Source organism: Kitasatospora sp. NPDC089797, from assembly GCF_040684795.1.
Taxonomy (GTDB): domain Bacteria; phylum Actinomycetota; class Actinomycetes; order Streptomycetales; family Streptomycetaceae; genus Kitasatospora.
In genome coordinates this window covers 235733-261512 of record NZ_JBFBGS010000003.1, presented here as the reverse complement: position 1 = coordinate 261512, position 25780 = coordinate 235733, and the positions used below count along the sequence as shown (strand labels likewise).

Annotated in this window: 20 protein-coding genes; 11 read left to right on the top strand and 9 right to left on the bottom strand. The window is 73.4% G+C overall.

What is annotated here, in order from left to right; all coding sequences use genetic code 11:
• Nucleotides 1-186 precede the first annotated feature (186 nt).
• Nucleotides 187-324, bottom strand: coding sequence for a hypothetical protein (locus tag AB0O91_RS04495; protein ID WP_363427729.1), 138 nt, complete (start codon nt 322-324; stop codon nt 187-189).
• A 105-nt stretch (nt 325-429) separates the two neighbouring features.
• Nucleotides 430-1278: a hypothetical protein gene (locus tag AB0O91_RS04490; RefSeq protein WP_363427727.1), complete on the bottom strand. Its 849-nt coding sequence runs from the start codon at nt 1276-1278 to the stop codon at nt 430-432.
• Between the two features lie 202 nt (nt 1279-1480).
• Here AB0O91_RS04490 and AB0O91_RS04485 point away from each other — a divergent pair, with 202 nt between their 5' ends.
• The 3 genes from AB0O91_RS04485 (at nt 1481) to AB0O91_RS04475 (ending at nt 3825) form a co-directional block, all read left to right on the top strand.
• Entirely contained in the window at nt 1481-2752 is a 1272-nt protein-coding gene (locus AB0O91_RS04485) for an MFS transporter (RefSeq protein WP_363427725.1), read from the top strand.
• A gap of 180 nt (nt 2753-2932) precedes the next feature.
• The gene (locus AB0O91_RS04480) at nt 2933-3166 is read left to right on the top strand and encodes a hypothetical protein (protein ID WP_363427723.1); all 234 of its coding nucleotides are present in this window, start codon (nt 2933-2935) and stop codon (nt 3164-3166) included.
• Between the two features lie 113 nt (nt 3167-3279).
• On the top strand, nt 3280-3825 hold the full coding sequence (locus AB0O91_RS04475) for a methylated-DNA--[protein]-cysteine S-methyltransferase (protein ID WP_363427721.1): 546 nt from the start codon (nt 3280-3282) through the stop codon (nt 3823-3825).
• 27 nt (nt 3826-3852) lie between these two features.
• Here AB0O91_RS04475 and AB0O91_RS04470 read toward each other — a convergent pair whose 3' ends face one another.
• A complete protein-coding gene (locus AB0O91_RS04470; RefSeq protein WP_363427719.1) occupies nt 3853-4908 on the bottom strand; it encodes an ATP-grasp domain-containing protein in 1056 nt (351 codons plus the stop codon).
• A 329-nt stretch (nt 4909-5237) separates the two neighbouring features.
• Here AB0O91_RS04470 and AB0O91_RS04465 point away from each other — a divergent pair, with 329 nt between their 5' ends.
• Both AB0O91_RS04465 and AB0O91_RS04460 read left to right on the top strand, forming a co-directional pair.
• Nucleotides 5238-6659 carry a family 2B encapsulin nanocompartment shell protein gene (locus tag AB0O91_RS04465; RefSeq protein WP_363427717.1) on the top strand — a complete coding sequence of 474 codons (1422 nt, stop codon included), beginning with the start codon at nt 5238-5240 and terminating at the stop codon, nt 6657-6659.
• 322 nt (nt 6660-6981) lie between these two features.
• The gene (locus AB0O91_RS04460) at nt 6982-8031 is read left to right on the top strand and encodes a family 2 encapsulin nanocompartment cargo protein polyprenyl transferase (protein WP_363427715.1); all 1050 of its coding nucleotides are present in this window, start codon (nt 6982-6984) and stop codon (nt 8029-8031) included.
• Between the two features lie 76 nt (nt 8032-8107).
• On the opposite strand, the gene AB0O91_RS04455 is transcribed toward AB0O91_RS04460, so the two are convergent.
• A complete protein-coding gene (locus AB0O91_RS04455) occupies nt 8108-9148 on the bottom strand; it encodes an NAD-dependent epimerase/dehydratase family protein (protein ID WP_363427713.1) in 1041 nt (346 codons plus the stop codon).
• 193 nt (nt 9149-9341) lie between these two features.
• On the opposite strand from AB0O91_RS04455, the gene AB0O91_RS04450 reads away from it, so the two are divergent.
• Both AB0O91_RS04450 and AB0O91_RS04445 read left to right on the top strand, forming a co-directional pair.
• Nucleotides 9342-10679: a DUF1254 domain-containing protein gene (locus tag AB0O91_RS04450; RefSeq protein ID WP_363427711.1), complete on the top strand. Its 1338-nt coding sequence runs from the start codon at nt 9342-9344 to the stop codon at nt 10677-10679.
• A gap of 79 nt (nt 10680-10758) precedes the next feature.
• Nucleotides 10759-12093 carry a DUF1254 domain-containing protein gene (locus tag AB0O91_RS04445; protein WP_363427709.1) on the top strand — a complete coding sequence of 445 codons (1335 nt, stop codon included), beginning with the start codon at nt 10759-10761 and terminating at the stop codon, nt 12091-12093.
• Between the two features lie 56 nt (nt 12094-12149).
• Here the strand turns inward: AB0O91_RS04445 and AB0O91_RS04440 are convergent, their stop codons facing one another.
• Nucleotides 12150-14084 (bottom strand): sigma-70 family RNA polymerase sigma factor, encoded by a 1935-nt coding sequence (locus tag AB0O91_RS04440; protein WP_363427707.1) that lies wholly within the window; start codon nt 14082-14084, stop codon nt 12150-12152.
• Between the two features lie 150 nt (nt 14085-14234).
• Here AB0O91_RS04440 and radA point away from each other — a divergent pair, with 150 nt between their 5' ends.
• Nucleotides 14235-15782, top strand: a complete 1548-nt coding sequence (radA, locus tag AB0O91_RS04435) for a DNA repair protein RadA (protein WP_363427705.1) — start codon at nt 14235-14237, stop codon at nt 15780-15782.
• Nucleotides 15783-15984: 202 nt separating this feature from the next.
• Nucleotides 15985-17043 carry a DNA integrity scanning diadenylate cyclase DisA gene (gene disA, locus AB0O91_RS04430; RefSeq protein ID WP_188306273.1) on the top strand — a complete coding sequence of 353 codons (1059 nt, stop codon included), beginning with the start codon at nt 15985-15987 and terminating at the stop codon, nt 17041-17043.
• 206 nt (nt 17044-17249) lie between these two features.
• Here the strand turns inward: disA and AB0O91_RS04425 are convergent, their stop codons facing one another.
• A complete protein-coding gene (locus AB0O91_RS04425) occupies nt 17250-18137 on the bottom strand; it encodes a hypothetical protein (RefSeq protein WP_363427703.1) in 888 nt (295 codons plus the stop codon).
• 192 nt (nt 18138-18329) lie between these two features.
• On the opposite strand from AB0O91_RS04425, the gene AB0O91_RS04420 reads away from it, so the two are divergent.
• The gene (locus AB0O91_RS04420; protein WP_363427701.1) at nt 18330-19247 is read left to right on the top strand and encodes an A/G-specific adenine glycosylase; all 918 of its coding nucleotides are present in this window, start codon (nt 18330-18332) and stop codon (nt 19245-19247) included.
• 99 nt (nt 19248-19346) lie between these two features.
• On the opposite strand, the gene AB0O91_RS04415 is transcribed toward AB0O91_RS04420, so the two are convergent.
• Entirely contained in the window at nt 19347-20939 is a 1593-nt protein-coding gene (locus AB0O91_RS04415; RefSeq protein ID WP_363427699.1) for an MDR family MFS transporter, read from the bottom strand.
• A 221-nt stretch (nt 20940-21160) separates the two neighbouring features.
• Between AB0O91_RS04415 and AB0O91_RS04410 the strand changes: the two genes are divergently transcribed.
• Nucleotides 21161-21793: a helix-turn-helix domain-containing protein gene (locus AB0O91_RS04410; RefSeq protein WP_363427697.1), complete on the top strand. Its 633-nt coding sequence runs from the start codon at nt 21161-21163 to the stop codon at nt 21791-21793.
• A gap of 63 nt (nt 21794-21856) precedes the next feature.
• Here the strand turns inward: AB0O91_RS04410 and AB0O91_RS04405 are convergent, their stop codons facing one another.
• Both AB0O91_RS04405 and AB0O91_RS04400 read right to left on the bottom strand, forming a co-directional pair.
• Complete coding sequence (locus tag AB0O91_RS04405) at nt 21857-22789, bottom strand: M23 family metallopeptidase (RefSeq protein ID WP_363427695.1); 933 nt, start codon at nt 22787-22789, stop codon at nt 21857-21859.
• 413 nt (nt 22790-23202) lie between these two features.
• Entirely contained in the window at nt 23203-25554 is a 2352-nt protein-coding gene (locus tag AB0O91_RS04400) for an immune inhibitor A domain-containing protein (protein ID WP_363427693.1), read from the bottom strand.
• Nucleotides 25555-25780 lie beyond the last annotated feature (226 nt).

Genomic DNA, 25780 nt, shown 5'->3' with positions numbered 1-25780 from the left:
GACGAGGGCGGCGGCCGAGCCGACTCCGGTCGCGAGTGCTGCCCGATGGTTGATGCGCAGCGCCCCGGCGTGCAGAGCGGACAGGAGAATCCCTGCACCGTGCCGGACCGCGCAGGTGAGCCCACAGACGATCTCTCCGCAGGAGTACGCGAACGCGGATTGCTCGCGAGGTGCAGGGTCCAGCGGCTAGCAGTGCTCGCCCTCCCGAATGACTGTCGAGCGAGCCGGATACCGCACTTCGGTGCCGAGTGTGATCAGCGCGACCCGGATGTCGTCATCGAGACTGGCGAGGAACGGGACCTTGTCGTCCAGGCCGTCGGGCATTGGCGAGCTTCCGATTGTCCAGCCCAGTTGCCCACGCGTGGTAACTCCCCATCGACTCAGGGGCATATGTACATCGTCGAGTGCCGAATCGTTGCTCAGTGATCGCTAAGAGCTCCGGGAGGGGTGGGTTGATGTGGGTGCCCGCAGCTGCCGCAGCGTCCACTCCTCCCCGAGCGACCGGGCCTGCGCACCGAACAGTTCGGCCGCCCGGCGGTACGAGAGCCGGGCCCGGCCGGTGTGCGGGCAGCGGTCGGCGGCCGGGGTGCCGGCCGGGGCGCGGCGGTCGGTGAGGAAGAGCGGGCCGCCGGAGCGGCCGGCGATCAGCAGCGGGAGCAGCCGGGCGGTGCCGGTGCCCCAGCGGACCGTGGTGCGGTCGGACCGGGGGCGGGTGCGGCGGCCGGGGAGGTCCAACCGGTCGGTGTCCAGGGCCAGGACGGTCTCGATGGCGGCACCGGACTCGTGCAGCAGGTGCCAGAGCGTCTGCTCGCGCAGCGGTGCCCGGCGGGCGAACAGGGCGCGCAGCTGTTCCGGGGTCAACGGCGCCGTCCCGGCGGAGGTGGCGGAGGCGGCGGAGGACGGTTCGGGCAGCGGGCCGGGCCGCAGGTCGGCGCTCGGGTCGCCGTCAATCCAGCCCCGGCCGCGCCACCAGGCCACGGCGGCCCGCAGGGTGGAGAGTTCGCGGTTGAGGGTGCGCGGGTCGGTGTCGGCGCCGCGCCGGGCGACGGCGGTGCGCAGCCGTGCAGCGGCGTCGGGGTGGTCGAGCAGGGCGAGCGGCAGCACGGGCGGTCGGGCGCGCCGCCGCTCGGGGCCGGTGGGGGCGGACCGGTCGGCGAGCGCCCAGGCCCAGGTGTCCAGCGCGATCCGGTAGATCCGCCGGGAGCCCTCGGCGAGCGCGGAGGCGGCCAGGTAGCGCTCGACGGCGACGCCGTACTCGACCGGGGGGAGCTCCGTCACGTCCGCCTCTTTCCGCAGTAAACAGCCGATCGCCGGATGTCCTCAGGATATCCGTGAAGCGCAGTAAATAGCAGGTGAAAGCCGATGCGCAGGGAAATTTACTGCGGCAGAAACCAGATTCACCAAACATGAGGCGAACCAGCTCAGGTTTTTCCCGGAAACCCTTGAACCGGCTCGCCGGACGGGCGCAGACTGACTGTCCATGGCAGTGGAAACCGAACGGTCCCGGGTCCGCCGAAGGCGCCTCGGTGGCCGTCTCGCGGTGTTGGGCGAGCGCGAATTCACCCGCTTCTTCCTCGGGTACACGACCTCCCTCCTCGGCTCCTCGATGGCGCCCGTCGCGGTCGCCTTCGCGGTGCTGGACGGCGGTGGGACGGGCACCGACCTCGGCTGGGTGATGGCCGCCCGGATCCTTCCGGTGGTGCTGGTCCTGCCGGCCGGCGGAGTGATCGCCGATCGGCTGGGCAGCCGCCGGCTGATGCTGGGCTCGGACGTCCTGCGCGGCCTCGTCCAGGCGCTGTTCGCCGCGCTGCTGGCGGCCGGGCACGCGCCGGTAGGGGCGATGGTGGCGCTGGTGGCGGTCTGGGGCGTCGGGGAGGGGCTGTTCATGCCGGCCTTCGGCGCGATCGTGCCCGGGCTGGTGGGCCGCAAGGAACTGCTGGCCGACGGCAACACCCTGCTGGGCCTGTCGCGTTCGGTGTCCACGGTGGCCGGGCCCGCGCTGGCCGGCCTGCTCACGGCGACCCGGGGGCCGGCCGCGGTCCTGCTGGTCGACGCGCTGACGTACGGGGTCGGCGCCCTCGCGCTGGCCGGCCTCCGGCTCCCGGACCGGCCGGCGGCGGACGGCGCCCCCGCCTCGACGGTCCGCGAACTCCGCTCCGGCTGGTCGGAGTTCACCGCCCGCCCGTGGCTGTGGATCACCACGGCGCAGATGGGCCTGTTCAACCTGCTGGTCTGGGCCCCGTTCCTGGTGCTCGGCCCGCTCACCGCGCAGCGGGACCTGGGCGGTGCCCGGGCCTGGGGCCTGGTGATGGGCCTGTACGGGGCCGGCGCGGTGCTGGGCGGGCTGCTGATGCTCGGCCGACGCCCGGGCCGCCCGCTCGCGCTGGCCACCCTGGCCGGTCTGCTCTGGGTGCTGCCGTCCGCCGCGCTCGCGGCGGGGGCGGCGCTGCCCTGGGTGACGGCGGGAGCGCTGGTGGCCGGGGCCGGTTCGGCGGTCTGCACCAGCCTGTACAGCAGCACGACGCAGCACTGGGTGCCCGCGGCCCTGCTGGGCCGGCTGACCTCCTTCGGGGCGTTCGGCTCCTTCGCCCTCGGCCCGCTCGGGCTGGCGGCGGCCGGCCCGCTGGCGGACCGGTTCGGGACCGGCGCGGTGCTGGCGCTCGGGGCGGTCTGGCAAGTTGCCGCCGGGGCCGTAGTGTTGGCCGTACCGGCCGTTCGGAATCGTCGCTGGGAGGAGGGCCCGGACACCTGACGCACCCCTGGACGGCTCCGGGGCGCACCCCCGGCCACCGGTGCGGCCCACCGCGCGCCGTTCCCGGCCGGCTCCGGAGTACCGCCGGTCGCTCCGCCCACGCGTGCGTGCCTCCGCGGCGGGCGGGGTGGCCGGGACGGTCGTACCGTGGAGGGAGGGGGCGACGGAGGAGGTTCGACCATGCCCGGTTCGTTCACCATCGGCCACCACCAGGCCGCGACCGTCCTGGACCACGCGGACACCGAACGGCTCGCCACCGTACTGGCCGACCTGGCGTACCTGTTGGAGATCCCGGGGCCGGACCGGCTCACCGACGCCCAGCTCGCCGTCCTGTGCGAGGGCCGCGCCGCGGACCGCTCCGAGCTGGTGCACTGGTGCGCGTCGACCGCCCGCGCCCTGAAGCGGCAGCTCTGACCGGACCGACCGGTGGCCCGCCCCGCCCGCCGTACGATGGCGCGCGGGGCGCAGCCGCCCCCTGGCCACCGGGACACCCGGCGGTCGGACCGGCGGAGGGTGGGGGCCCGAGCGTGTCGCAGTCCCGGTCGTTGTCCTGGCTGACCGTGCCGACCCCGCTGCCCAGCGGTCCGATGCAGATCGGGGTGACGCCGCTGGGCGTGGCGTCGGCCGGCTACGGCGTGCGGCCCGATGCGGTGCCGCCCTGCACCGACCCGGCGAAGACCGCCGCCGTCACCGAGCGGATCGCCGCCTACCTGGCGGGCCGCACCCGGGAGCTCGGCCTGCCGATCGACTGGAGCCTCAGCTCCGGACCGCACCGCACGGTGCTGCGGACGCTCTGGGAGCAGGTGCCCTACGGCCGGACCGTCACGTACGGCGAACTGGCCGCCCGCAGCGGGGTGTTCGAGGACGTCACCGAACCGGGCCTGGCCGCCCGGACGGTCGGGCAGATGATGGCCGCCAACCCGGTCGCGCTGCTGGTGCCCTGCCACCGGGTGGTCGCGGCGGACGGGATCGGCGGCTTCGGCGGCGGCCGGGTCGGGATCGAGGTGAAGCGCTGGCTGCTCACCCTGGAGGGGGTGTTGGAGCCGACCCTGGACTGGACCGGCCCGCTGTAGCCCCGCCGGCCCCGACAGGGTCGGGCCTCAGGCCGAGACCGCGCCTCGGGCCGACACCGCGGCGGTGCGCGGCAGCACCGGCCGGATCCCGGGGACCAGTGTGTACTCGATGCCGTCCACCTCCGGCGGCCGGGTCGCCCCGACCCGCTCCCCGAGCGCCTGCCGGACCGCGTCCCAGGCCAGGTTGAGCCCCACCAGCCCGAGCTGGTACAGCCCGGCGGCCGGGCGGGTGTTGACGTCGATCACCACCGGACGCCCCTCCCACTGCCGGAACTGGATGTTGCTCAGGTAGGCCATCGCGCTCGCCCGGACCAGCCGCCGCGCCGGTTCCAGGTGGCACTCCGCCGTGGTGAAGCCCCGGCGGCGGCCGTCCTTGGTGCGCCCGACCACGGTGAGCGGGTGGCCGTCCCGGTCGGCCAGGCAGTCGACCGAGACCTCCGGCCCGTCCAGGTACGGCATCACCAGCAGGTCGAGGTCGTGCCCGGGTTCGGCCAGCGCCGCCGCCACCTGTCCGACCTGCACCCGGTGGTCCCAGCCCCGCAACCGGGCCGGGTCGTACGGCCTACGGGTGAGGACGCGGAAGCCCGCACCGCCCGCGCCGGTGGTGGGCTTGAGGCAGGCGGTGTGCCCGGTGTCCTCGATCCGGTCGACGGCGGCCAGCAGCTCGTCCGGGGTGCGGACCCGCCACCAGGGCGGGGTGGGCAGTCCGGCGGCGGCGATCGCGGTGTAGCCGTCGGCCTTGCTCGCGAAGGTGGCGATCGCGGCGGCGGGCGGGCAGAGCAGGGCGGTGCCGATCGCCTCGAACTCCGGTCGGGCCAGCGCGACGGCGAGCTGGTGGAGTTGGGGGAGGAAGACGTCGACGGAGTGCCGGGCGCAGTGGTCGAGGGCGTAGCGGACGTAGGCGTCGGCGGGCAGGTCGGCGGGTTCCGGGCCGCCGTGGTCGGCGGCGGCGAGGACCGGGGAGTCCGGGTCGGGGTGGGTCGCGTGGACCACCACCGGCCGTTCGGCGGCGTGCAGTTGCTCGATGAAGAAGACGTTCTCGGCGTAGGTGCGGTTCAGCCAGACCCGTACGGGTGAGGTCATGCGGCGCCTCCAGGACCGTAGTTGACGCAGGGTCAGGGCACCCTAGCGGCCCGTTCGAGGGCTTCGAACGCCGGGGTCGGCGCGTACGGGAGGTGTCAAGGGATGGCGCGGGCCGGGCCGTCGATGGGGGAGGATGGGCCCGGCATTCCGGCCGGGTTCGAATAGATAATCGAACAAATATCGATCAGGTGATCTAGTCGTACTATTTGTTCGGTTATTCCGAACCACTCGAATGAGTGATTGCGGTCCGCCCCCGAACGGGCCCACCATGAAGCTGCAACATGAATGTGCAAGGCGACACTTCATCGGGTTTGCGAAGGGCTCCCCATATGTCGACCGAAACCAATGCCGGTATTCCTGCGCCGGGCGCGCAGCCGGAGATCCGGCAGCAGCAGTCCCTGAGCACGGCGGGCGCGCGGAACCTCGCCACCACCACCAAGTCCGCGCCGCAGATGCAGGGCATCAGCCCGCGCTGGCTGCTCAAGATGCTGCCCTGGGTGCAGGTCTCCGGCGGTACCTACCGGGTCAACCGCCGGCTGCGCCACAAGGTCGGCCGCGGCCGGGTGAGCTTCGTCAAGACCGGTTCCGAGGTGCGCGTCGTCCCGGAGACGCTGGCCGAGGTGCCGGTGCTGCGCGGGTACGAGGACGAGGCCGTGCTCCAGGAGCTGGCCGGCCGCTTCGTGCAGCGCCGGTTCGCCGCGGGGGACGTCCTGGTCACGGCCGGCACGCCGATCACCGAGGTCTTCCTCATCGCGCACGGCAAGCTGGACCGCCTCGGCACCGGCAAGTACGGCGAGGAGACGGTGGTCGGCACCCTCGCCGACGGCGACCACCTGGGCGACGAGGCGCTCCAGGAGGAGACCGGCAGCTGGCCCTACACCGTCCGGGCCGCCACGGCCGGCACGGTGATGGCGCTCGACTGGCCCTCCTTCCAGGAGCTGCACGACCGCTCCGAGTCGCTGCAACTGCAGATCATGGAGTACCTGAACGGCTTCCAGCAGGCGCAGAACAAGCACGGCGAGGCCGCGATCGACCTCTCCGCCGGCCACCAGGGCGAGTACGACCTGCCCGGCGCCTTCGTGGACTACGAGCTCAAGCCGCGCGAGTACGAGCTGAGCGTCGCGCAGACCATCCTCAAGGTGCACAGCCGCGTCGCCGACCTCTACAACCAGCCGATGAACCAGACCGAGCACCAGCTCCGGCTGACCATCGAGGCGCTGCGCGAGCGCCAGGAGCACGAGCTCATCAACAACCCCGAGTTCGGCCTGCTGGAGAGCGCGGAGTACGACCAGCGGATCCAGACCCACTCCGGTCCGCCCACCCCGGACGACATGGACGAGCTGCTCAGCCGCCGCCGCAGCACCAAGATGTTCCTGGCACACCCCAAGGCCATCGCCGCCTTCGGCCGGGAGTGCAGCAAGCGCGGCCTCTACCCGGGCACCGTCGAGGTCGAGGGCAAGCACATCGGCTCCTGGCGCGGGGTGCCGATCTTCCCGTGCAACAAGATCCCGATCATCGGCGGGCACACCAGCTCGATCATCGCGATGCGCGTCGGCGAGGACAAGCAGGGTGTCGTCGGTCTGCACCAGACCGGAATTCCGGATGAATACCAGCCCGGCCTTTCGGTGCGGTTCATGGGAATCGACGAGAAGGCCATCATTTCCTACCTGGTGAGCGCCTACTACTCGGCCGCGATCCTCGTTCCGGACGCCGTCGGCGTGCTGGAGAACGTCGACATCGCCCAGCGCTGACCGCCGCGCCGGCCTGTCACACCCCGCGCCGCCCGGCCGAGGAATTCCTCCCCGGCCGGGCGGCGCGCTGCGGCGCGCACCGCCGCCGCCCCGACTGTCGACCCGTCATGAAGCCTTCGATGAGGCCTTCGATGAGGTCTTCGATGAGGTCTTCGATGAAGCCTTCGCCCGCGGTCCCGGCCGTCGGCCCGCTCTGCGGCCCCGCCTGACCCGACCGCCCCGCACCACCCGACCGCCCCGCACCACCCGAACGGCCCGCATCACCCGACCGCCCGCCCGGGCCGGCCGGCCCACGACAGCGCCCTACAGGGGGAGAACACCGATGACGAGCTCCACGCTGGAACGGGACCACAAGGAGGGCCACGAGGCGGCGGACATCCTCGCCCGCGCCCGTGGGCTGGTCGACCCGGTCCTGCGGGCCGCCGTCGACTCGCTGCCCGGCACGATGCGCAAGGTCGCCGGCTATCACTTCGGCTGGTGGGAGGCGGACGGCACACCCTCCGAGTCCTCCTCCGGCAAGGCGATCCGCCCGGCCCTGGTCCTCGCCGCCACCCAGGCCCTCGGCGGCACGCCCGCCAAGGCCGCCGCCGCGGCCGCCGCGGTGGAGCTGGTCCACAACTTCACCCTGCTCCACGACGACGTCATCGACCGCGACGACACCCGCCGCCACCGTCCCACCGCCTGGCGGGTGTTCGGCACCACCGAGGCCATCCTGGCCGGCGACGCGATGCACTCCCTCGCGCTGCGCCTGGTCGCCGAGGACGCCCACCCGGCCGCCAGGGGCTCGATCCGCCGGCTCGCCGACTGCGTGGTCGAACTCTGCGAGGGCCAGCAGATCGACTGCGCCTTCGAGCAGCGCAACGACGTCTCGCTCACCGAGTGCCTGGCGATGGCCGAGGCCAAGACCGGCGCCCTGCTCGGCGCCGCCTGTGCGATGGGTGCGCTGTACGGCGGCGGCTCCGAGGAGGCGGCGCAGGCGATGGACGGCTTCGGCCGGGAGATCGGCCTGGCCTTCCAGCTGATCGACGACCTGATCGGCATCTGGGGGGACCCTACGGTCACCGGCAAGCCGGTCGGCGCGGACCTCGTCGCCCGGAAGAAGTCGCTGCCGGTGGTCAAGGCGCTCGGCTCGGGCACGCCCGAGGGGGCCCGGCTCGCCGAGCTCTACAGTCTCGAACGGCCGCTCAGCGCGGCGGAGTTGGCGCAGTGCGCGGCGGCCGTGGACGCGGCCGGCGGGCGCGGCTGGGCGCAGGGCGAGTCCTGCGAGCGGATGGCCGCGGCGATGGCCCAACTGGCCGTGGCCGTACCGGAGCCGGCCGCCGCCGACGAACTGCTGGCGCTCGCCGAGCTGGTGACCCGCCGCACCCACTGAGCGCGACTCGGACGCCGAACGCGCACTCCGGGGGCGGGCGGACCGATCCGACCCGTCCCCCCGCCCCGGGGACGCCTCAACCGTGCGCGGCCAACAGCCGCTGCTCCTTGGCCGGTTCGATGCCCTGGACGAACGGCGACCCCGGCACCGGCTTCCGCCCGTCGGCGTCGGTGTCGCCGGCCGGGCCCCGGGCGCGCAGCCACGCCCAGGTGTCCCGGGCGGTCTCCTCGAACGGGCGGCAGCGCAGTCCGGCCGCCTCGGCGCGGCTGCTGTCGACCTGCCAGATGTACGCCCACTCCGGCAGGTCCGGGGCCCAGAAGGGCAGTTCGAGCCAGGGCTCGACCCGGTCCGGCCCCTCGGCCAGGAGCGGGCCGTCGTCCACCCGGACCAACTCGGTCCCAGCCGCTCCCGCGACCTCCCGGCAGGTCTCCAGCCACTGCCCGAAGGTGAGCCGCCCGGGCGGAGCGGTGGTGAGGAAGCGCCCCGCCGTCCCGGCCGTCAGCAGGTCGAGCCCGAACGCGGCGAAGTCCCGGACGTCGATCACCTGGATGGTCCGTCCGGGGTCGCCGGGCGCGAGCACCCGCCCGCCGCGGGCCATCCGCTCCAGCCACCAGGGCAGCCGACCGCCGATCTCGTACGGTCCGACGAGTAGCCCGCTGCTGAGCACCAGGGTGCGACCGGCGCCGAAGCCCTGCTGCACCGCGCGCTCGCAGCCCGCCTTCAGCGCGCGGTCGAAGGGCTGGTCGGGCGGAGTGTCGGCGGGGCAGGGGAGGAGCGGGGAGTCCTCGGTGATCACCTGGGTGGCCCAGTCGGCATAGGCGTGCACCGAGGAGACGACGGTGTAGTGGTCGGCCCGTTCGCGCAGCAGCCGGGCGGAGAGCGCGGCCTGGGCGGGCTGCCGGGCGGAGGTGTCGACGACGGCGTCCCAGCGGCGGGCCTCGACGAGGCGGGTGAGGTTCTCGGCGCGGTCGCGGTCACCCCGGACGGCCTCGACCCCGGGCAGGTCGGGGGCGCTGCGGCCGCGGTTGAAGGTGGTGACCTGGTGGCCGCGGGCGAGCGCCTCGGCGGCGTAGGCCCGTCCCAGGAAGGACGAGCCCCCGAGCAGGAGAATCCTCATGCCGCCCAGCTTGTCCGGGGGCCCCGGCCGGTACACCGGGATTCGCGCTGGGCAGAGCGCCCGCCCCGACCGGCCCCACCCCGACGGACTCCGTCCTGCCCCCGCTCGCGCTCCCGACATGCCTCCCCACCCTGCCCCACTTAGCATCCCAGATGTACCGATCTGACCTGATTCGGCCTGGGAGGGCGACAGCATGGTCAACCCGGCACTCGTCGATCCGACCACCATCCGCACCACCGCGGCCGAGGCCTGGATCCGCGCCCACCCCGTCCTGCGGAACTACCGCACCCTCTACGCCCAGGCCCTGGACGACGCGGACCCCGGCTACCTCGGCGGCTTCGGCGTCTTCCGCCACACCACGCGCCCGGCCGCCCCCGGCGACGCCGACGCCGTCACCCCCGACAACGACACCCTCCCCTCCCGCGCCTGGCTCGACCTGCGCGCCGAACCCTGGGTGCTCTCGGTCCCCGCCGAGGACCGGTACCACGTCCTCGCCGTGCACGAACTCGACACCCTCCGGGCCGGCTTGATCGGTTCCCGGACCACCGGCGGACGGGCCGGTGACTACCTGGTGGCCGGCCCCGACTGGCAGGGCGAGACCCCGCCCGGCATCACCGGCGTGATCCGCACCGCCACCCGGCTGGTCGGCGTCCTCGCCCACACCCGCCTGACCGGGACGGCCCCCGACGACATCGCCGCACTGAAGGCCGTCCAGGAGCAGTACCGGCTGCGCCCGTTGCACGAGTACGCCGGCACCCCGGCGCCCGCCCCCGCTGCCGAGCCGGTCTGGCCGGTCTGGCGGGACGAGGTCCTGGACGGCGTCGAGTTCCTCACCTTCCTCGACTTCCTGCTCGGCTTCCTCCCGCAGGCCGGTGAACTCCCGGCCGCCGAAGCCGAGTTGCGCGGTCGGCTGGCCGACCTCGGGATCGACGGCCGCGGCGAGTTCGAGCCCGCCGTCCTCCCGCTGGAGGTCCGCGCCGAGCTCGACCGCGGCATCGCCGACGGCCGCGCCCGGCTGACCCGTGCGGTCGCCGAACTCCGGGACTCCGCAGGCCTCTTCGGCACCCGCGAGGAACTGGGCGGGGACTACCTCCGGCAGGCCGTGGCCGCCGAGCTGGGCCCGTACGGATTGCCCACCGAGGAGGTCTGGTACGGCCGGTGGGCCGCGGACAGCGAGGGTCGCCGGCCGCCGGACGCCGGTGACCGCGACCACCTGATCCGGTTCGCCCCGGACGCCCTGCCGCCGGCCCGCTTCTTCTGGTCCGCGACCGCGTACGCGCTCCCCGGCCACCGGCTGGTCGACAACGCCCTGGACCGCTACTCGGTCGGCGGACAGACCCCGGGCCTGGTCCACGACCGGGACGGCGGCCTCACCCTCTACGTCCAGCACGAGCGACCCGCCGACGCCGGACAGTCCGCCAACTGGCTGCCCGCCCCGGACGGCCCGTTCGCCGTGGTGCTCCGGATCCACGGCCCCGAGGCGGCCGTCCTGGACGGCCGCTGGCAGCCCCCGCCGCTCACCCCGCGCTGACCCGGCCCCGCCCCGCACCGGCCGCCCCGACTGCCCCGACCGCCCGCCCGGCCCCGCCCCCCCCGACGAAGGACCACCGATGAACCTGCCCGAGCTGGAGGCCCTGGCCGCCGACGCCTACGTCTACGGCTACCCGCTCGTCGCCGGCCTCACCATGGTCGAGCGCTTCGCCAAGGGCGGCCTGGGCACCCTCCCGGCGGCGCCGTTCAACCACTTCAGCCACGCCACCCGGCTGGCCGGCCCGGGTGACCACTTCGTCTCGGTCAACAACGACACGGTCTACTCGATCGCCCAGCTCGACCTCTCCGAGGGCCCCCAGGTGCTGCACGTCCCGGACACCGCGGGCGCCTACTACGTGCTGCAGTTCCTGGGCGCCTGGACGGACAACGTCGCCTACCTCGGCAGCCGCGCCACCGGCACCCACGCCCAGACCTGGCTGGTCGTCCCGCCCGACTGGCACGGCACCGCGCCGGACCCGGACCGCGTGATCGAACTGCCCACCACCGTCGGCACGATCGTCGGCCGCTTCGCCTGCGACGGCCCGGAGGACCTGCCCCGGGTCAAGGCGCTGCAGGCGGGCCTCCGGCTGGAGCCGCTGGAGCCGGGCGGCCTGGTCGCCGGACTGCCCGAGCCCGACCCGGAGGTCCCCGAGCGGCTGGCCTTCTTCGAACGCCTGCGGGTGTGGATGCAGGCCTTCCCGCCGGCCACCCCCGACATCGAGTACCAGCGCCGCTTCGCCCCGCTCGGCCTGCTGGACGACGGCGCCTCCCCGTACCGCGCGGCCGCCGCGGAGTGGACCCTCTCGCTCGCCAAGGGCCTGGCCTCCGGCCGCGAGCGGGTCGAGGACGCCACCCGCCCGCCCGAGGAGCACCCGCTCGGCGAATGGCGCTCGGCGCTGCACCTCTTCGACTACAACATCGACCACCTGGGCCCGGGCACCCTGGACGACCCCGAGTGGCGGATCCCCGACCGCCGCGCCGCCTACCTCAGCCGCGCCGCCGCCGCCCGGGCCGGCCTCTGGGGCAACCACGCCTACGAGGCCTCGTACGCGACGACCTACGACGACGCCGACGGCCGCCCGCTCAGTGGCGCCAACAGCTACACCCTGCGCTTCGAGCAGCCGCCGCCGGCCCGTGCCTTCTGGTCCGTCACGATGTACTCGGTGCCGGACTACTACCTGGTGGAGAACCCGATCGACCGCTACTCGATCGGCGACCGCACCCCCGGCCTGGTGCACGATCCGGACGGCTCCCTGACCGTGACCCTCCAGCACGAGCAGCCCGAGGACCCGACCGCCGCCGCCAACTGGCTCCCCACCCCGCTCGGCGAGTTCCGCCCGATCATCCGGCTCTACCGGCCGGAACCGTCGGTCCTGGACGGCACCTACCGGATCCCCCCGATCCACCGCAGCTGACCCCGGCGCCCGCCCCGCCCCGCGCCGCCCCCGGGCCCGGCAGGCAAAGAGAGGGTCTAACGCCCCGACGCCGCCCCCGTCGGGTGCGGCGAGGCTCCGCCCGTCGGAGCGGCCGTGGGAGTCGCACCGCCCGGCGGTCCGGAGGGTGACGGCGAGCCCGTCCGGCCCGGTGTCGGCGTGCCGGGCGCGGTGGGCGCAGCCGTCGCCGACGGCCCCCCGCCCGACGTCGACGAAGGCCCCGACGAGGGCCCCGAGGAAGGCTCCGCCGACGGACCCGACGACGGCACCGGGGACGGTCCCGAGGAAGGCCCCGCCGAGGAGGACGCGGACCCGCCCCGGTTCCGCGGCCCGCCCTCCAGGGTGACCACCGCTTCCGAGGGCGGCAGCGCGATCCGGGCGGTCCAGTGGTCGGCGGGCGCGAGGTCCTCGTCCACGGTGACGATCACGGTGATCCGCTGTCCGGGCGAGAGCGTCCCCGCGTCGCGGCTGAGCCGGAGCCAGCCGGCGTCCGTCACGGCGTGCCAACGGATCTCCGTGGCACCGGAGTTGGTGAGGGTGAGCACCGTCCGGCTGCCGTACTCCCCGGCCTCGACGGTGAGCAGGCCGGCCGGGGCCGGGTCGCCCGGGCCGGCGGCGGAGGCCGGTTCGGCGGCGGGCGCCGGAGCGGCGACCAGGGCGGGGCTGCCGAGCGGGGTCGCGCCGCGGGCGGGTACCGGGACCAGCGGCCCCTGGAGGGTGAGCCGCGGAAATCCGTGCAGCAACGTTTCTGCACCGCCCGCACCGCCGCCCTGACCGGTACCCCCGCCACCGGCACCCGCCAGCTCCAGCCCCGGCACCCCCGAGCCCACGGCCGCCGCCGCCCCGGCCGCAGCCGCCGCCCCCGCCGGCCACGACGGCCGCTGCCCGGCCCCGTCCACCCGCACCGCGGAGACCGCCGCCGCCGTCCCCGGGCCGCCGCCGCCCCGGTGCCCGGCCCAGAGCGCGACCACCGGTGCCGCCAGGACGGCCGCGAGCACCCCGGTGGTCACCACCCGCCGCCGCACCGCCAGTCCCCGGCCCGCGTCCGGCGCCCGGTGCCGGGGGAAGCCGTCGTGGTCGAACCGCAGCCCCGGCTCGGCCGCCGCCGTGCCCCGCCGCCCCACCGGCCCCACCGGCCCGACCGGAACCGGACGGGCCGGACGGGCCATGCCCTGCGCCGGGTCGTGGCCCGGGCGCCCCGGCCCGCCCCCGGCCGCGGGCGCCGTCAGCAGCGGCAGCCCGGACAGCCCCGCCGAGCCCTCCGCCGCCTCCCGGGCGGCCACCCGCTCCGCCGTCCCCCGGCAGGTCGGGCACTCCACCACGTGCTGCACCAGCTCCCGCCGCAGCGCCGGACCGAGCACCCAGTCCCGCCAGGACTCCGCCCCGGCCCCGCCGAGCCGGTCCAGTTCGGGGCAACTGCCCACCCCGAGCACCAGCAGCGCCGCCCTGGTCCGGGTCACCTCGGCCTCGGCGGCGGCGAGCAGTCCACGGGTCCGTTCGAACGGCAGTCCCAGGACGGCCGCCACCTCCAGCGGGGTCAGCCGGTGCCGGACGGACAGCTCCAGCGCCTCGCGCTGCTCCGGGTCGGTGCCGGCCGCCTCCGGCCAGGCGAGCGAGGCCAGCTCGCGCCGCCGCCGCACGGCCTCGCCCTCGCCCTCGTCCGCCCCGGCCCCGGTCCCGACCGCAGCGCCCGCCGGGTCCCCGGCCCCCGCCCCCGCGCCGCCCCCGTCCGCCAGCCGCCGCAGGCAGCAGTACCGGGCCACCGCGAACAGCCAGGCCCGCACCAGTCCGGGCTCGGCCAGCCGGGCACCGTGCCGCCGGGCCAGCTCGCCGACCTCGCGCAGGGCGTCGGCGGCCGCGTCGTGCTCGCAGAGCACCGAGAGGCAGTAGGTGAACAGGCCGTCCACCTGCCGGTCGTACGCCGCGAGCACGGCGGCCGGCGCCCCGACGGGCCCAACAGTTCGCGTTGTCACCCGTCCGACGGTAGGAGCACCCGGCCGCCCGTCCCCGCCATTCACCGCGTATGTACTTCTTTCGGGTAACAACATCGCCCATCTGTGTGGGCGCGCGCCGCACCCCGGAGCCGGGCCCGGGTGTCACACCCACCCGCTACCGTGGGCCGCATGCCTCCGCGTTCCAAGACCACCGCCAAGCCGCGCCCGGCCTACCGCTGCACCGAGTGCGGCAACCAGCTGCCCAAGTGGGTCGGCCGCTGCCCGGAGTGCAACGCCTGGGGCACGGTCGAGGAGTACGGCGCGGTGCCGATCCGCACCACGGCGGCCGGCCCGGTCAGCGCGCCCGCCCGCCCGATCGGCCAGGTGGACGGCCAGGTCGCGACGGCCCGCTCGACGGGCGTGCCGGAGCTGGACCGGGTGCTCGGCGGCGGCCTGGTCCCCGGCGCGGTGGTGCTGCTGGCCGGCGAGCCCGGCGTCGGCAAGTCCACCCTGCTGCTGGACGTCGCCGCCAAGGCGGCCACCGACCGGCACCGCACGCTCTACGTCACCGGCGAGGAGTCGGCCGGCCAGGTCCGGCTGCGCGCCGACCGGATCAACGCCCTCTCCGACCACCTCTACCTCGCCGCCGAGCAGGACCTCGGCGCGGTCCTCGGGCACATCGAGGCGGTCAACCCCGGCCTGCTGATCCTGGACTCGGTGCAGACCATCGCCTCCGCCGAGCTGGACGGCGCCCCCGGCGGCCCGGCCCAGGTCCGCGAGGTGGCCGGCGCGCTGATCCGGGCGTCCAAGGAGCGCGGCATGGCGACCCTGCTGGTCGGCCACGTCACCAAGGACGGCCAGATCGCCGGTCCGCGCCTGCTGGAGCACCTGGTGGACGTGGTGCTGAGCTTCGAGGGCGACCGGCACGCCCGGCTCCGGCTCATCCGCGGGGTCAAGAACCGTTACGGCGCCACCGACGAGGTGGGCTGCTTCGAGCTGCACGACGAGGGCATCGTCGGCCTGGCCGATCCGTCCGGCCTCTTCCTGACCAGGCGTGACAAGCCCGTCCCGGGCACCTGCCTGACCGTCACCCTGGAGGGCAAGCGCCCGCTGGTGGCCGAGGTGCAGGCGCTGATGGTGGATTCGCAGATCCCCTCCCCGCGGCGCACCACCTCGGGCCTGGAGTCGCCGCGGATCGCGATGATCCTGGCCGTGGTCGAGCGGCACGGCGGGGTGAAGCTCGGCAAGCAGGACATCTACACCGCGACGGTCGGCGGGGTGAAGCTGACGGAGCCCTCCGCGGACCTCGCGGTCGCGCTCGCGGTGGCCAGCTCCTCCACCGACACCCCGCTGCCCAGCAACCTGGTGGCGATCGGCGAGGTCGGCCTGGCGGGCGAGGTGCGGCGGGTGACGGGTGTGCAGCGCCGGCTCGCTGAGGCGCACCGGCTGGGCTTCACCCACGCCCTGGTCCCGCCGGACCCGGGCAAGGTGCCGCCGGGCATGAAGGTGGTCGAGGTGGCCGACATCGGCGAGGCGCTGCGGGCCATCCCGGGCCGCCGCCGGGCGGCCGCCAAGCCGCGCGCCGAGGGCCGCACCGAGGGGCGTGCCGAGGCCCGTACGGGCGGGCGTGCTGAGGCTCCGTCGGCCCCGCCGGCGCCCCGCGCGGCCAGGGTCCCGGCGTACCCGGACGAGCTGATGGACGGCTGGGAGCCGCTCGACTCCGACGAACTGCACTGACCCAAGCCCTGCCGAAGCCGCACGCAGTTAGACTTTCCCCAGTCTCATTGGCCAGAAGGCAGTACCGAAGCGGTACTGAGCGACAGAGCAACAGACCGCGGACCGGCGCACGGCGCGAGGCGCGCGGCACGGGGTCGACCGGAGGAGTCACGTGGCAGCCAGCGACCGGGGGGCGGACAAGGCCTCCCGTGAGGAGGCCCTGCTGCGGGCCTCCCTCACCGCCATCGCGCCCGGTACCGCGCTTCGTGACGGCCTGGAACGGGTCCTGCGGGCCAACACCGGCGGCCTGATCGTGCTGGGCTTCGACAAGACCGTCGAGTCCCTGTGCACCGGCGGCTTCGTGCTGGACGTCGAGTTCAGCGCGACCCGCCTGCGCGAGCTGTGCAAGCTCGACGGCGCCGTGGTGCTGGACAAGGACATCACCAAGATCGTCCGGGCCGGCGTCCACCTGATGCCGGACTCCACCATCCCCACCGACGAGACCGGCACCCGGCACCGCACCGCGGAGCGGGTCAACCGGCAGACGGGGTACCCGGTGGTCGCGGTCTCGCACTCGATGCGGCTGATCGCCATGTACGTCAACGGCACCCGCCGGGTGCTGGAGGACTCCACCACCGTCCTCTCCCGCGCCAACCAGGCGCTGGCCACCCTGGAACGCTACAAGCTGCGCCTGGACGAGGTGGCCGGCACGCTCTCCGCCCTGGAGATCGAGGACCTGGTGACGGTCCGGGACGTCACCGCCGTGGCCCAGCGCCTGGAGATGGTCCGGCTGATCGCCACCGAGATCGCCGGCTACGTGCTGGAGCTCGGCATCGACGGCCGCCTGCTCTCGCTCCAGCTGGACGAGCTGATCGCGGGCGTGGAGCCGGAGCGCGAACTGGTCGCCCGGGACTACTTCCCGGAGCGCGCCGCCAAGAAGGGCCGGACGGTCACCGAGGTGCTGGCCGACCTGGAGGCGCTCACCCACGCCGAACTGCTGGACCTCCAGACGGTCGCCAAGGCGCTCGGCTACTCCGGCTCGCCGGAGTCGCTGGACTCCGCCGTCTCCCCGCGCGGCTACCGCCTGCTGGCGAAGATCCCGCGGCTGCCCAACACGGTGATAGAGCGCCTGGTCGAGCACTTCGGCGGCCTCCAGAAGCTGCTCGCCGCCAGCATCGACGACCTCCAGACGGTCGAGGGCGTCGGCGAGACCCGGGCCCGCTCGGTCCGCGAGGGCCTGTCCCGGCTCGCCGAATCGTCCATCCTGGAGCGCTACGTCTGACCGGACGCGCGACGGACCCGACGGCCCCCGGAGAAACGCTTCCCCGGGGGCCGTTCCACGTCCGCGCGCACCGCAGCCGCCTGCCCGCACCGCACCCCGCCCGCACCCCGCCCGACCACGCCGCACCCCGCCCGCAGCGCCGCCCCGGGAACGCCGGAGCCCCCGACCGCCCGGCGGTCGGGGGCTCCGAGGGAGCTGACAGCGGCTCAGTTGTCCAGGCGGATCGAGGTCCGGGCCGACACCTTGTCCCCGGAGAGCCCGGTGAGCTCGGCGAGCACCACGTACGTCCCGTTGGCCGGCGCCGTCTGGTCGGCGGTGGTCGCGCACTGCGGCTTGCTGCGGCTGCGGTCCCAGGTGAAGGTCTCGGTCTGGCTGCCGTTCGCCGGGATCTGCACCCAGATGTTGCCCTTGTCGGGCGGGCAGTCACCGGAGGACCAGACCCGGTCGTTGTTGCCGCCGCTGCTGACCGTGATCACGGAGGCGGTGCGGCCCAGGTCCACCCGGCAGTTGGCGCCGGAGGAGTTCTTGACCGTCAGGGACAGCTTGGGCTTGTCCTTGGGCTGGTACGAGTTCTGGGTGCCGGCCAGCTCCAGGGCGACCTGGGAGGAGGAGCAGACCGGAAGCGCCATCACCTCGGCGGTGTTCACCGCCGGGGCGCCGCCACCGGAACCGCCGGTGCCGCCGGCCCCGCCGGTCGAGCCACCGGATCCGCCCGCACCGCCCGAACCACCGGTCGAGCCGCCGCCGGAGCCGCCCGTGCCACCCGCGCCGCCGCTGCCGCCACCGCTGAGGCCGACCTCGCTGCCGCCGCCGCTGGCCACCGGTCCGCCGCCGGTGGTGCCACCGGTGGCCGGGTGCGCGGCGGGGCCGCTCGGCGAGGCGCCCGGCGTGATCGTCTGGGCGGGCGTCTGGCTCTGGGACGGGACGGCCTGGGCGGCCTTGCTCTGTGAGCCGTCGTCACCGCCTCCGCCCTGATCGGTCATCAGCCAGGCGATCAGCGCGACGACCGCCGCGACGGCGGCGAGCACGACGATGCGCCGACGCCAGTAGATCGAGGCCGGCAGCGGTCCCACGGGTTGACGCAGAGAGGGCACGACCAAACTCTATGGGACGGCGTGTGGCGATTGACTCACCAACACCGCACAGTCGCCCCTTCTTTCACATGATCCGCCATTTGATCCGTTCGGGGGAGCCCGCGTACCCCGGTTTTCGGGTGAAATCCGGTCGATCCGGATCGCCCGCCTCCACTTCGGTCGGATCCGCGACCGTGGGAGGATCGAAGGGCCATGACTGCCATCACCGCTGCCGAAGCCGCCCCCGCGCCGCCCCTGCCCCTGCCGCTGCTGCACTCGACCGTCATCGACTGGTACGAGGCGAGCAAGCGCGACCTGCCCTGGCGGACCCCCGACGCGACGCCGTGGGCGGTCATGGTGAGCGAGTTCATGCTCCAGCAGACCCCGGTGAAGCGGGTGCTGCCCGCCTGGCAGGCCTGGATGACCCGCTGGCCCACCCCCGCCGCCCTCGCCGCCGAGGCGTCCGGCGAGGCGGTCCGGATGTGGGGCCGACTGGGCTACCCGCGCCGTGCGCTCCGCTTGCACGCGGCGGCCGTCGCGATCACCGAGGAGCACGGCGGCGAGGTCCCGGACGACCACGCCACGCTGCTCTCGCTGCCCGGGGTGGGGGAGTACACCGCCGCCGCGGTCGCCTCCTTCGCCTTCCGCCAGCGGCACGTGGTGCTGGACACCAACGTCCGCCGGGTGTTCGCCCGCGCGGTGACCGGCGTCGAGTACCCGGCCACGGCGACCACCGCCGCCGAGCGCCGCACCGCGACCGCGCTGCTGCCCGACGACGCCGCGACGGCCGCCACCTGGGCGGTCGGTGTGATGGAGCTGGGTGCGCTGGTCTGCACCGCGCGCGGCCCGGAGTGCGGTGACTGCCCGCTGTTCACGGTCTGCGCCTGGCAGCGGGCCGGCCGCCCGCCGTACGAGGGCCCGGCCCGGCGCGGCCAGACCTACGAGGGCACGGACCGCCAGGTGCGCGGCAAGCTGCTCGCGGTGCTGCGCGAGGCGCACGGCACGGTGCCGCAGGCCCGGCTGGACGCGGTCTGGCCGGACGCGGTGCAGCGGGCCCGGGCACTGGACGGCCTGGTCGCCGACGGCCTGGTCGAACCGGTCGAGCAGGGCGTCTACCGCCTGCCGCAGTAGCCCGCAGCCCGCCGCGGCACCCCGAAGCACCCCGCACGACGACGGCGCCCCCGGAAGGCTCGAAGCCTCCCGGGGGCGCCGTGTGTCGGCGGGCGGTCGTCAGACGGCCGCCGCCTCCAGCGAGGCCTCGGCCGGCTTCTCGCCCTTGCCGGTGCCGCGCAGCGGCACCTCGCGCAGGAACACCGCGGCGGCGATGGCGATCACGGCCACCCCGGCGCCCCACAGGAAGACGGTGTGGATGCCGTTGGACACCGCGTGGTGGAAGGCGTCCTGGATGCCCTCGGGCAGCTTGCGCAGCTCGGCCGGGCTCATCTCGCCCGGGTCCTTCGCCCCGCCGGCCGTGGCCTGGGCGCCCAGCCGGGAGGTCATGGTGTCCGTCACCCGGTTGTTGAACAGGGCGCCGAACAGCGCGACACCGAAGGAACCGCCGATGGTGCGGAACAGGGTGGCGGTGGAGCTGGCCACGCCCATGTCCTTGAGCTCCACGCTGTTCTGGGCCACCAGCATGGTGATCTGCATCAGGAAGCCCATGCCCGCGCCCAGCACGACCATCCAGCAGCCCGAGGTGAAGCTGCTGGTCCCGATGCCCATCGTGGAGAGCAGGACCAGGCCGCCGGTCATCACGACGGTGCCGATGATCGGGTATATCCGGTACTTGCCGGTCCTGGTGACGGCCTGGCCGACCACCAGCGAGACGACCAGCATGCCGAACATCAGCGGCATCAGCAGCAGGCCGGAGTTGGTCGCCGAGGCTCCCTGGACGATCTGCTGGTAGAACGGCAGGAAGAAGGTCGAGCCGAACATCACGAAGCCGACGATGAAGCCGATGATCGAGACCAGGGTGAAGTTCAGGTTCTTGAACAGGCTCAGCGGCAGCATCGGCTCCTGGGCGCGCTGCTCGACGTAGCAGAACGCGATCAGCGAGGCGACGGAGAGCGCGGCCAGGCCGAGGATCTGCTTGGAGCCCCAGGCGTACTGCTGGCCGCCCCAGGTGGTCAGCAGGACGAGCGAGGTGATGCCAGTGGTGAGCAGGAGCGCGCCCAGGTAGTCGACCCGGGCGGTGCTGCGGACCTTCGGCAGCTTCAGGGTGACGATGACGACCGCGAGCGCGATCACACCGAGCGGCAGGTTGATGTAGAAGGTCCAGTGCCAGCTCAGGTGGTCGGTGATGAAGCCGCCGACCAGCGGGCCACCGACGGTGGCGAGGGCCATCACGGCGGCGAACATGCCCTGGTACTTGCCGCGGTCACGCGGCGCGACGAGGGCGCCCATGATCGACATGACGCCGACCATCAGACCGCCGGCGCCGAGGCCCTGGACGGCACGGAAACCGATCAGCTCGGTCATGTTCTGCGAGAGGCCGGACAGCGCCGAGCCCACCAGGAAGATCACGATCGAGGTGAGGAAGCTGCCCTTGCGGCCGTACATGTCGCCGAGCTTGCCCCAGATCGGGGTGGAGGCGGCGGTGGTCAGGGTGTAGGCGGTGACCACCCAGGACCGGTGCTCGGCGCCGCCGAGGTCGCCGACGATGGTCGGCATCGCGGTGCCGACGATCAGGTTGTCGAGCATGGCCAGCAGCATGGTGACGACCAAGCCGACCATCACGAGGCGGATCTCGCGGGGTGACCGCGGCTGTTCCTCCTCGGCCGTCTTGTCCTCCGGTACCGGGCCGGCGGTCTTGGACTGTGACATGGGGTGGGGTCTCCCGGAGGGGTGTTTCGGACAGGCATCGTGCCGTGCGACGGCTCACTTACTTGACGCCCGGCTAGTTTATCGATCGTCGGCACGGTAAGTTGTTTCCTAGCCGGTCGTCAAGCCAGTTTTCCGACCGGCCCTCTGGGCAGGGAGAATGGGCCCGAGGCGGACGCCACCCGGGGGTCCGCGGTAGTCACCGACGCAGTCATGAGGCAGGCATGGGCACTCCGCACAGTCCCCGCAGCGACACCCGGGCTCGCATCATCGAGGTGTCGTTGGAGCTCTTCTCGGAGCAGGGCTACGAGCAGACCTCGCTGCGCGAGATCGCCGACCGCCTCGGCGTCACCAAGGCCGCGCTCTACTACCACTTCAAGACCAAGGACGACATCGTCCTGGGCATCGTCGAGCGGATGGCCGCGCCGATCGACGAGATCATCGCGTGGGGCCGGGAGCAGACCTGGAGCCCGGAGATGCGCGACGAGCTGATCCGCCGTTACGCGGACGGGATGCCCGAGCGGGCCCCGCTGCTGCGCTTCTTCCACGAGAACCAGCCCGCGCTGCGCGAGTCCCCGGCCGGGCTGGCCTTCCGGGAGCGCGTGATCACCATGATGCAGCTGGTGCACGGGCCGGACGCGGGGTTCCGCGACCGGCTGCGGGCCACCATGGCGCTGTTCACCGCCCACTCGGCGTTCTTCCTGCTCAAGCAGGACGCCGCGGAGCACGGCGAGCCCGTGAACGTGTGGGGCGAGAAGGTGTCGCACGCCGAGCTGGACGAGGCGCTCGACGCGGCCCGGGAGATCGCGCTGGAGATCAGCGGCCGGATCGGCCGGCCGGCCCACGACGCCGGCTGAACCACGGCCGCCGGGGCGTCTCCACCGGTCCGCGCCGAGCCGGGGCGGACCGGTGGAGACGCCCTAGAACGCCGAGACGCCGTGCGCGGACAGGTACGCGATCGGGTTGACCACCGCGCCGTAGCGGTTGCTGGTGCGGATCTCGAAGTGCAGGTGCGGCCCGGTGGAGTTGCCGGTGTTCCCGGACAGCCCGATCCGCTGGCCCGCCGACACCTGCTGGCCCGCCGAGACGGACAGCCCGGACAGGTGGGCGTACTGGGCGAAGTGCCCGTCCGCGAGCCGCAGGACGACCTCCTTGCCGTAGGCGCCGTCCCAGCCGGCCGACACCACCGTCCCGTCGCCGACCGCCAGCACCGGCGTGCCCGGGGACACCGCGAAGTCCACCCCGGTGTGGTACCCGGCGGCGTACGAGCGGTTGGGCACCCCGAACGGATTGCTGGTCGGCGCGTCCGGCACCGGCGCCGACCAGTCCGGCTCGGGCGCCGGGGCCGGTGCCGGGGCGGCCTCCGGCTGCGGGGCCGCCGCCGGGGCGTCCGGGGCCCCCGGGTCGGCGGTCCCGGGCTCGGGCGCCGGCGGGGCGAGCGGCAGCAGGTTGGGGGCGACCGCCACGAACACCTGCGCCGAGGCGGCGTCGTCCGGGAGCTTGTACGGGCTGGGGCCGGCGACCTGCACCAGGCCCGGGTTGGGCACCTCGGCCTGCGGGGCGGTGAAGGCCGAACTGCCCGGGGTGGTCGGCAGCACGGTCTGCGCGGAGGCGCTGCCCGGCGAGGCCACCAGCAGCACGCCCGCCAGCAGTACCGCGGCCGCCCCGGCCGAGGCCATCGCGTGGTCGCGCTCGGTGCGCTGCCGGCTGCCCGGCAGGGTGGCGTGCCGGGGGGTGGTGAGCAGACGCAGCGGCGGCACGGCACGGCTGCGGACGGCCTGGCCGATCCGCGGCTGCCAGACGGCCGCCTGGGCCGTCGCACGGACGGCGAGCCGGCGCAGGGCCGGCCTCACGGGCGGAACGGTGGACATCGCCGGCGTACCTCACGGTTGTACGGGGACAGCACGAAGCGCCCGATCGGGCGCTTTGCTGAGCGGGGGACCACTCAGGTGTAACGGTCACCGAGCGGAGTCCCAAAAGCCGTGACGTACTACGGCGTGTAGTCATCGGGGCGCCGGATATTCAAGCCGACGGAGTAATGATCATGCGATCGGATCGCCCGCGCCCGGCCCGGCCCGATCCGGAGCTCCGCCCGACCGACTACTAGGCCCGGTCGTACCGCCGTGAACCGCTGTGACGATCGCCACCCGCGGGCCTGGTTTGAAGCCCCGTGGAACGGCCGGAAAGCGGCCGGCCCGCCCCCGCGCTGAGCGGGGACGGGCCGGACGTGGAGGCTCGGATCAAGCTGTCGTCACACGGGGTGCGATCAGTTGTCGACCGGGCGGACCCGGATCCAGGTCTCCAGGTAGTTCGCGGACTCGTTCTCGACCTCGATGCTGGTGCCCGTCTTCGGGACGTCGACACCGGCGTACGGGTTGTCCTTCGACCACCAGGACTTCAGGTCGTTGAACTCGTCGACGCCCTTGGACTTCGGGATGACGGTCTCGACGTCGGCCTTGTGCAGGGTCAGCGCCGGGACGCGGCGCGAACCGAAGGTCGAGTCGAAGCCCTGCATGCGCGGACGCATCAGGGTGCCGTCGGACCACTTGATCGGGGTCGGGTGCGAGTCGACCGGCAGCACCAGGCCGTGGCCCGGGTGGGCGCTGACGTTGTTGTCGGTCTGCGACTCGTCCCAGTACCAGATCAGCAGGCCGGGCTGGTACGAGTAGTGCTCGACCCAGTTCGGCTTGGCGGCGGAACCGAAGTTGTACGGGCCGGTCTTCAGGGTCTGGTCGAACGACACGTACTGCTTGTTCTCCGCGATGTAGTACTGCGCGTAGTCCTTGGTGTACGAGCCGCCGAAGCGGGTGAAGCCGGCGGCGGTCCAGCCGTTGTCGCCGTTCTCCACGTCGTCGCTGAACACCGTGGTGCCGTCGGCGACGACCGCGATGTTGTCCACCGCGAAGCCGCGGTAGTGCAGGCCGCCGTCGGTGGTGTTGTGGTAGCGGAACTGGATCTTCTTGCCGGCGTAGGCGTCCAGGTTGAACGACAGGTCGCCCCAGGCGGCGGTCAGGCCGCTGAGGGCCGGGCGGCCGTTCTCCTTGGGCAGGGCGGCGCCGTTCCAGGTGCCGTCCACCACGGTCCAGTTCTTGCCGCCGTCGGTCGAGACCTCACCGAAGGCGTAGTCGAAGTCCTGCTCCAGCTCGTACCAGGCCTTGGCGTTGATGCTGGCCTTGGTCCTGCCGGTCAGGTCGATGTCCCGGGTCAGCGTGACGTTCAGGTTGTCGGCGCTGCCGCTCCACCACTCGCTGTTGCCCCCGAAGGGCTTGTTGATGTCGGTGGTGATGCTCTTCTTCGGCAGGTCGACGATGAGCGCCTGCGGCAGGTTGGTGTTGTACTCGACCGGGCCGATGTGGTGGGTCGACTCGGTACCCGCCTTGGCGCGGTCGGCCTTCAGCCAGCCGAGCTGGTACTTGCTCCAGGCGTCGAGGTCGTTCGGCATGTCGCCGATGCTGTCCTTGCCCTCGCCGAGCCAGGAGCCGGAGGACATCAGCGACCAGAAGCCGACCGAGTTGTCGATGCCCTTGCCCGCGGTGTCGTAGAGGTCCGGCAGACCGAGGTCGTGGCCGTACTCGTGGGCGAAGACGCCGAGGCCGCCGTTCTCCGGCTGCATCGTGTAGTCGCCGATCCAGAAGCCGGAGTCACCGACCTGGACGCCGCCGAGCTTGTTGTTGTCCGGACCGGCCTGGCCGGTCAGGTTGCCGTAGACGTACGAGCGGTGCGCCCACAGGGCCTTGCTGCCCTGCTTGCCGCCACCGGCCGACTTGTCCTCACCGGCGTGCACGATCTGGAAGTGGTCGATGTACCCGTCGGGCTGGTTGAAGTTCCCGTCGTGGTGCGAGCCGTAGCGGTCCCACTGGTCGTACGAGGCCAGCGTCGCCTTGATCTGCTCCTTGGACTGACCCTTCGCCACCTGGTCCTTGTACCAGATGTCGACGGCGTCGCGGATCAGGTCCTGGGCGCTGGAGCACACGTTGGAGCCGCAGTAGTCGGAGCCGTACCGGGCCTCGTTCCACGGCACCCGGACCCAGTCCGAGACCACGCCGTCGACCGAGTAGCGGCCCGAGGACTGCTTCTCGTAGAAGGTCTTCAGCGAGGGCTTGTCCTTGCTGAAGTAGAGGTCCTGGTAGTGCTGCTGGTTGTAATCGGCCTGCCAGGCGGTCGAGTTGTTCGTGGCCCGGTCCGGCGCCGCGATCTCGTTGTGCTTGGGGCCGGGGTCGCCGCCGTACTTGATCTTGCCGTCGGCGGTCTTGGTGGTGTTGTCGACCTGGTCGCCGAAGTCGACCAGGATCGTGAAGATCTTGTCCGTGCGCTCACGGGCGAGCTCGACGTACTTGTCCTTGCCGAGCTTCACGCTGGTGCTGCCGTTGTGCTGCTCGACCTGGGCGGTGCCGTTGAGCAGCTGCTCGGTGGCAGCCTTCTTCTCGGCGTCGACCTTGGCGGTCAGCGGGCCCGGGATGTTGTGCTCGGTGGTGACGGACTGGACGGCGTCGGCGGGGTCCCTCGGGACCGGTGCCGAGCCGGCCGCGACGGCGCTGCTCGGGAGCAGACCCGCGCCGAGCGTGACTATGACCGCCGCGGCGGTGGTGACCGCAGCGACTCTCCTGGTGGTCTTCAACGTTGTGACGCCCTCCCCGACCGAGCCGACTCTTGGCCAAGGCCCGGTAAACCAATATGAAAGACAGGTGGACGTCATTTGACCGAAGTGGGGCGGGAAAAGATAGACCTTGACCCTGACATGGGCACGGCGCTATGCTCGCCGATTTCACGTCAGCTGATGGCCCGTCGGAAAAGCCCAGGTCCGGGCCGGGTGCGGGAGCCGGGAACGCACCGAGCCCCCGGCG